This is a genomic window from Nocardioides sp., from assembly GCF_035703625.1.
Classification (GTDB): Bacteria; Actinomycetota; Actinomycetes; order Propionibacteriales; family Nocardioidaceae; genus Nocardioides.
In genome coordinates, this window is sequence record NZ_DASSXS010000138.1 from 1 (window position 1) to 6,671 (window position 6,671).

6 protein-coding genes and 1 pseudogene are annotated in these 6,671 nt (G+C 73.2%); 3 read left to right on the plus strand and 4 right to left on the minus strand.

The features are described from left to right. Together VFN12_RS06690 and VFN12_RS06695 are read right to left on the minus strand one after the other, a co-directional pair. Window positions 1–351 (minus strand): annotated as a pseudogene (locus tag VFN12_RS06690) (hypothetical protein); the annotation flags it as partial. 265 nt (window positions 352–616) lie between these two features. Continuing rightward, complete coding sequence (locus VFN12_RS06695; RefSeq protein WP_325117838.1) at window positions 617–1,441, minus strand: oxidoreductase; 825 nt, start codon at window positions 1,439–1,441, stop codon at window positions 617–619. Between the two features lie 17 nt (window positions 1,442–1,458). Here VFN12_RS06695 and VFN12_RS06700 point away from each other — a divergent pair, with 17 nt between their 5' ends. Next, a complete protein-coding gene (locus tag VFN12_RS06700; RefSeq protein ID WP_325117839.1) occupies window positions 1,459–3,030 on the plus strand; it encodes an FAD-dependent oxidoreductase in 1,572 nt (523 codons plus the stop codon). A 15-nt stretch (window positions 3,031–3,045) separates the two neighbouring features. Here the strand turns inward: VFN12_RS06700 and VFN12_RS06705 are convergent, their stop codons facing one another. After that, window positions 3,046–3,945, minus strand: a complete 900-nt coding sequence (locus VFN12_RS06705; RefSeq protein WP_325117840.1) for an EamA family transporter — start codon at window positions 3,943–3,945, stop codon at window positions 3,046–3,048. A 68-nt stretch (window positions 3,946–4,013) separates the two neighbouring features. Between VFN12_RS06705 and VFN12_RS06710 the strand changes: the two genes are divergently transcribed. Next, entirely contained in the window at window positions 4,014–4,925 is a 912-nt protein-coding gene (locus VFN12_RS06710; RefSeq protein ID WP_325117841.1) for a LysR family transcriptional regulator, read from the plus strand. Here the strand turns inward: VFN12_RS06710 and VFN12_RS06715 are convergent. Beyond that, window positions 4,872–6,074 (minus strand): site-specific DNA-methyltransferase, encoded by a 1,203-nt coding sequence (locus VFN12_RS06715; RefSeq protein ID WP_325117843.1) that lies wholly within the window; start codon window positions 6,072–6,074, stop codon window positions 4,872–4,874. The two genes, VFN12_RS06710 and VFN12_RS06715, sit on opposite strands and share 54 nt — an antisense overlap. Window positions 6,075–6,135: 61 nt before the next feature. Here VFN12_RS06715 and VFN12_RS06720 point away from each other — a divergent pair. Beyond that, on the plus strand, window positions 6,136–6,671 hold a 536-nt coding region (locus tag VFN12_RS06720), incomplete at its 3' end, for an alpha/beta fold hydrolase (RefSeq protein WP_325117844.1).

Here is a 6,671-nt window from a genome sequence, read left to right on the forward strand (position 1 = left end):
CGTCGAGAGCGGCGCGACGGAGAACGAGACGTTGGTGCGGCCGTTGCGGACCGGGAAGGTGCCCGACTCCTCGACGGCGACGGTCTCTTCCTTGTTGTCGGCAGCCGGGTTGTGACCGCCCTTGTTGTAGCACTGGGAGAAGACCTCGACGGTGCCGGTCAGTGTGAAGCTCGCGGACGGTACGTTGCCCAGCCCGGCGATGGACGCCGTGATGATCAGCGTGTTGCCCTCGACCTTGACGGTCGGTCCCTTGACGACGTGGGGGTTCGCGGCCGCGGCCGGGCCCGCCACCAGTCCGAGGGACAGCGTCATGATGGTGATGAGCAGGAGTCGTTTCAGCAGGTGGTGCATGGGGGTGCCTTCAATCTCAAGAATGGGTAAGCGGGCCACTGTTGGGTCCGCTGGCTCCGGTCTTGTCGCCACGAGGGCAAGCCGGTGTTCTCAGGCTGGGTTGCCCCGCTTCCCGTCCCCAGTCGTGGGTCGTGCCTGGAGCCACGTCGGCCGAGAACGGCGAGGCATCGTCCGACGCCGTGGCCCGCTGCATGGACCGTAGGCGCGCCGTCACCCGTCTGGTAATGGCGTGATCAGGCCCGTCCGGGCGGGCTATTCCACAGGTCTAGCGGAGGTAGGCGCGGCTCAGCACCGCGTCGAACGCCCGGTCCGGCAGCAGCCGCCGCGTCGCCATCACCATCCGGGCACCACGCCCGGTGGCGTACGCCGACCGCGGGCGCGGGCTGGTCGCGGCCTTGACGATCGTCCTCGCCACGGTCCTCGGGCCGCTGGAGAGCACCCGGTTGTCGACGCTGGCCAGCCGGCGGGCGGCGGAGGCCGCCATCTGCTCGTAGGCGCCACCCTTCGCGCTCTCCAGCAGGCCGTCACGGGCGATCTGGTTCCACTCGGTGCGGATCCCTGCGGGCCGGATGATCACGACATCGATCCCGAACGGCGCCAGCTCGACCCGCAGGCTGTCGCTGAAGCCGTCCACCGCGAACTTGGTGGCGTGGTACCACGCACCGAACGGCTCGTAGATGACCGCGCCGACCGAGGAGACGTTGATGATCCGGCCGCCGCCCTGGTCGCGCATCGCCGGCGTCACCAGCTGGGTCAGCCGCGCCAGGCCGAAGACGTTGACCTCGAACTGTCGCCGGGCCTCGTCGATCGACACGTCCTCGACCGCCCCGTAGGAGCCGTACCCCGCGTTGTTGACGAGTACGTCGATCCGGCCGTGCTCGTCGAGGATCCGCTTCACGCCGGAGGTCATCGACTCGTCGTCGGTGACGTCCATCCCGAACACGCCCACCCCGGCGTCGGCGAGGGACACCATCCGGTCGACGCGGCGGGCGACGGCGTACACCTCGAACCCTGCCCGCTGCAGACCGAGCGCGGTCTCGGCGCCGATTCCGCTCGATCCGCCTGTCACGAGGGCCACGGGTGTGCTCATGGCGTCATTGTGGCCCAATGGAACTCGACTGCGACGTCCTCGTCGTCGGCGCCGGCTGCGGAGGGGTCGCCGCCGCCCTGGCCGCCACCCGGAGCGGCCGACGCGTCGTGCTCACCGAGCCGACGGCCTGGGTCGGCGGGCAGCTGACCAGCCAGGCGGTCCCGCCGGACGAGCACCCCTGGGTGGAGTCCACCGGCACCACGGCGTCGTACCGACGCATGCGGCAGGCGGTGCGCGACCACTACCGCGCCTCGCGTGACCTGACCGACGCCGCGCGCCGGGACGAGCAGCTCAACCCCGGCAGCGCCTGGGTGAGCAACCTGGCGGCCGAGCCCCGCGTCTTCCAGGAGGTCCTGCTTGCGATGCTGCGGCCGGCCCGGGAGCAGGGCCTGCTGCGGCTGCTCACCCACCACGCCCCCACCGGGGCGAGCGTGGACGGCGACCGGGTGCGGGCCGTCGAGCTCGTCGACACCGAGCGGGCGGAGACGGTGACCATCTCGGCGGAGTACGTGCTGGACGCCACGGAGGAGGGCGAGCTGCTGCCGATGGTGGGGTGCGAGCACGTGATCGGCGCGGAGAGCAGCAACGACACCGGCGAGCCCCATGCGCTCGAGGGGCCCGCGAACCCCCACGACCAGCAGGCCATCACCTGGTGCGCCGCCCTCGAGCACCGCCCCGGCAGCACCGAGATCCTCGCTGCGCCGGCCGGCTACGAGTTCTGGCGTGCCTACCGGGCGGAGCACTGGCCGGGACCACAGCTCGGCTGGGCGACGACGGAGCCCGAGACGGGCAACCCCCTGCGTCGTCCGCTCCACGACGACGCGGGCCAGGACCTCTGGTCGTTCCGCCGGATCCGTGACGGCAAGCACTACCGGGACGCCCGCACCGACGTCACGCTCGTGAACTGGCCACAGGTGGACTACTGGCTGGCGCCCCTGGTCGGGGTGGGCGAGGAGGAGCGCCGCGCCGCGCTGACGGGGGCGCGCGAGCTCACGTGCGCGTTCATCCACTGGCTGCAGGCGGATGCACCCCGGCCGGACGGGGGAACCGGCTACCCCGAGCTCCAGCCCTGCGGCAGCGTGGTGGGTACGGCGGACGGGCTCGCCCTGCGTCCCTACGTGCGGGAGGCCCGCCGGATCGAGGCCGAGCTCACCGTGCTGGAGCAGCACGTCGGTGTCGAGGCCCGGCCCGGGGCCACCGGCGCGGAGCCGTTCGAGGACACCGTCGGCGTGGGCAGCTATCGCATCGACCTGCACCCCAGCACCTCGGGGCGCGGCTACCTCGACATCGCCACCTACCCCTTCCAGGTCCCGCTGGGCGCCCTCCTCCCCCGGCGGATCGAGAACCTCGTCGCCGCCGGCAAGAGCCTGGGCGTCACGCACATCACCAACGGCTGCTACCGCCTGCACCCGGTCGAGTGGAACGTCGGCGAGGCGGCCGGTGCGCTGGCCGCGTTCTGCCTCGAACGACGCACCCGGCCGGCCGCGGTCCGCGCCGTACCCGAGCTGCTGGCCGGGTTCCAGCAACGGCTGCGGGAGCACGGCGTACAGCTGGAGTGGCCGGACCGGATCCGCCGCACGCGGCGATAGGGCGCCGAGCCCCCGTCAGCCTGGCCTCGACGGCTCCGGTGCCTCGTCCGGCGATCGAGCGCCGACCCGCTCCGCCCCGAGCCCGGCCACGACCACGCACGCCACGCCGGCGGCGGCGAGCAGGTCCGGGACCTGACCGAGCACCACCAGCCCGACCAGCGTGGCGAAGGCCGGCTCCAGGCTCATCAGGGTCCCGAACGCCGACGTGGTGAGCCGGCGCAGCGCGAGCAGCTCGAGGGTGAACGGCACGACCGGGAGCAGCACCGCCAGCCCGAGGCCGGCGAGCACCATCGCGGGCGTGATCGAGCCGACCACCGACGGACCGGCGACCAGGGTCGCCACCAGCCCCGCCACCGGCATCGAGATCGCGAGGCCCGCGATCCCGTCGACCTCGTCGCCGACGCGCTGGGTGAGCAGGATGTAGGCCGCCCAGCAGGCCGCCGCGGCCAGCGCGAAGGCGACGCCCACGGGATCGGCCTCGCCCGTCCACGGACGGGTCAGGAACAGCACCCCGACGGCGGCGACGAGCGCCCAGCGCCGGGCCGCCCCGTGTCCCCTGGCGACGGCGACCCCGAGCGGGCCGAGGAACTCCAGCGCGCTGGCGGTGCCGAGCGGCAGCCGGGCCAGTGCGGCCATGAACAGCAGCGTGATCGAGGCGGTCACCACCCCGAGCGCCACGCAGGTGCGCACCGCGGAGGCCGGGATCCGCAGCCGGCGGGGCCGGACGAGCACGGGCAGGAGCAGCCCGGCCCACGCCAGTCGCAGCCAGGCGGCGCCCTCCGGGCCGAGGGTCTCGATCAGGCCCACGGAGGCGGCCAGGCCGAGCTGGACGGAGAGCATGGACACCACGGCCATCGAGGCGCCGACCCGGGCGGCGGGTCGGCCGGTGGCGGTGAGGAGCGCGGTCGGGGTCATGGACTCATGGGACCCCACCACCATTGTTCGCGTCCACGTGAGAATACTGGACATTCCGTTCGTTGATCATGAACGATTGGGCCATGGACGTACGCCGCCTGCGGCTGCTGCTGGAGCTGTCCCGGCTGGGCTCGATGCGCGAGGTGGCCGACGAGCTGGGGCTGACCACCTCCACCGTCTCCCAGCAGATCGCCGCCCTCGCCCGCGAGACCGGCGTCGCGCTGCTCGAGCCCGACGGCCGCCGGGTGCGCCTCACCCCGGCCGGGCGGCGCCTCGCCGACCACGCGGTCACCATCCTGGCCGCGGTCGACGCGGCCCGGCTGGACCTCGACCCGGAGGCGGAGCCGGCCGGCACCGTCCGGGTGGGCGGCTTCGCCACCGCGATGGTGCGTTCCCTGCTGCCGGTCGTCCACGACCTCGCGACGACGCATCCCGACCTCAGCGTGGTGCTCCACGAGTACGAGCCGCTGGAGGCCTTCGACCTGCTCGCCCGCGACGACCTCGACCTCGCCCTGGTCTACGACTACGACCTGGCCCCGATCTCCACCCCGGCCGACGTCGTGGCCGTGCCGCTGTGGACGGCGCCCTGGGGGCTGGGCGTGCCCGCGGGCGAGCAGGCGGGCGCGACAGGCGACCCGGGCCACCTCGCGGCCCACGCCGACCGCCCCTGGATCGTGAACTCGCGCCACACCGCCGACGAGGGCGCCCTGCGCACCCTCGCCTCCCGAGCCGGGTTCGAACCCCGGGTCACCCACCGCATCGACAGCCTCGACCTGGTGGCGGAGCTGGTGGGTGCCGGCTTCGGCGTCGCCCTGCTGCCCCTGGACCGGGCCTTCGCCGGCGTGCACGTGGTGCCACTGGCCGGCACCGGCACGGTCCTGCGCGCGTACGCGGTGGTGCGTCGCGGCCGCGACGCGTGGCCGCCGCTACGCCTGCTGCTCGACCGGCTCGCTGCCGGCGCCGCCCGGGCTGCCGGCTGAGCGCTCCTCGAGCCCACCGCCGACCCGCTCAGCGACGGCCCGGAGCCGGGCCCGCGTGACGTCGGCGACCGTCGCCAGCCCCGCCAGCTGCGCGTTGGACCCGGGCCGGGTCGGCTCCGCGGAGTTGATGCTGAGGCAGTGCCGGGTCCCGCCGTCCTCGGCGTTCTGCAGGGCGACCGCGTGCCCCGTCGTACCGCTGCCGGCGAAGAAGTCGAGGACCCGGGCATCCTCGGGCATGGTGGCCAGGATCCGCCGGACCAGCCCGGTCGGCTTGGGCGACTCGAACACGTGGCCGACGAGCTCCTTGAGCTCGGCGACCGCGGTGTCGGTGGAGCCGATCTCGGCCGCCAGCCAGATCGTGCGCAGCTTCTTGCGGCGTCCGCGACCGTCGTCGCGGTACAGCCAGTCCTTCTGGAACACGTCGACCCGCTCGCCGCGCGTTCCCCGCACCACCCGGCAGACCAGGTCGCCGGGCTGGGCGTCGATCTTGGGCCGGCTCCACCGCCACACCGCCGGGGTGCCGTCGCCGAACACCGGCGAGATCTCCACCGCGCCGTCGTACGGCGTCGTGCTCACCCGGCCGCTCTCCGGGTCGCCCCAGACCGCGAAGTGCAGGGTGCGGGCGGTGACCGGGTTGAACTTCTTGTTGGTGTTGCGCAGCGGCAGGTGCCGGAAGCGGCGCCCCTGCGGATCGGTCAGCGGGAAGTCGCGCTCGTCGACCGTCTCGGAGCTGCTGGCGTCGAGCACGCACCGGCGCGGGTCGCGGGCGTACACGAGGAGGTACTCGTGGCTGGTGGCGAACCCCTTCCCCAGCTGGCGTCCCTTGGCGTTGAGGTTGACCACCACCTGGGCGAGGAACCCGGCCTCGCCGAAGACGTCGTCCATCAGCAGCCGCAGGTGGGCCGCCTCGTTGTCGTCGATGCTGACGAAGATCGCGCCGGTCTCGGCGAGCACCTCCCGCGCCGCCTGCAGGCGGGGCCGCATCATCGCCACCCAGGCCCCGTGGCCCCGGAAGTCGTCGTGGTAGGCGAAGGGGTTGCCGGTGTTGTAGGGCGGGTCGATGTAGATCAGGTCGACCGACCCGGGCGCCAGCGTGGGCAGCACGTCGAGGTTGTCCCCCTCCACCACCGTGTTCCAGGTCACGCCCACGCGGCGCAAGACTAGTGGCTCGGACGCGTGACCTCCGGCATTGCTGGGTAGTTGAACACCTATGAAGTCGCGCATCGCCCTCGCCCTCGGCGCCGGTCTCGTGGCGGCGACGCTGTCCTTCGTCCCGCTCGGCTCGGCCCAGGCCGCCACCGCCTCGACGACCAACGGGTGCATCAAGAGCGTGCCCGAGCCGGGCTCCACCGAGAAGGTGGAGATCTGCTACACGCTCTTCCGGCCCGCCGGCGCCAGCCGGACCGACCGGGTTCCGTTCATCATGCACAGCCACGGCTGGGGCGGCTCCCGCACCAAGGACCCGGCGCGCTTCGGCAAGTGGCTCGAGGCCGGGTACGGCGTGCTCTCCTTCGACCAGCGCGGCTTCGGCGAGAGCGGCGGCAAGGCCCACGTCGAGAACCCCGACTACGAGGGCCACGACGTCCGCCGGCTGATCTCCCTCGTCGCCGACCTCGGCTGGGTCCGCCAGGACGGCCCCGGCGACCCGCGGATGGGCGCCATCGGCGGCAGCTACGGCGGCGGCTACCAGTTCCTCGGCGCGTTCGAGTCGCTGCGCCTGCGGGGCACACCCGTCTTCGACGCGCT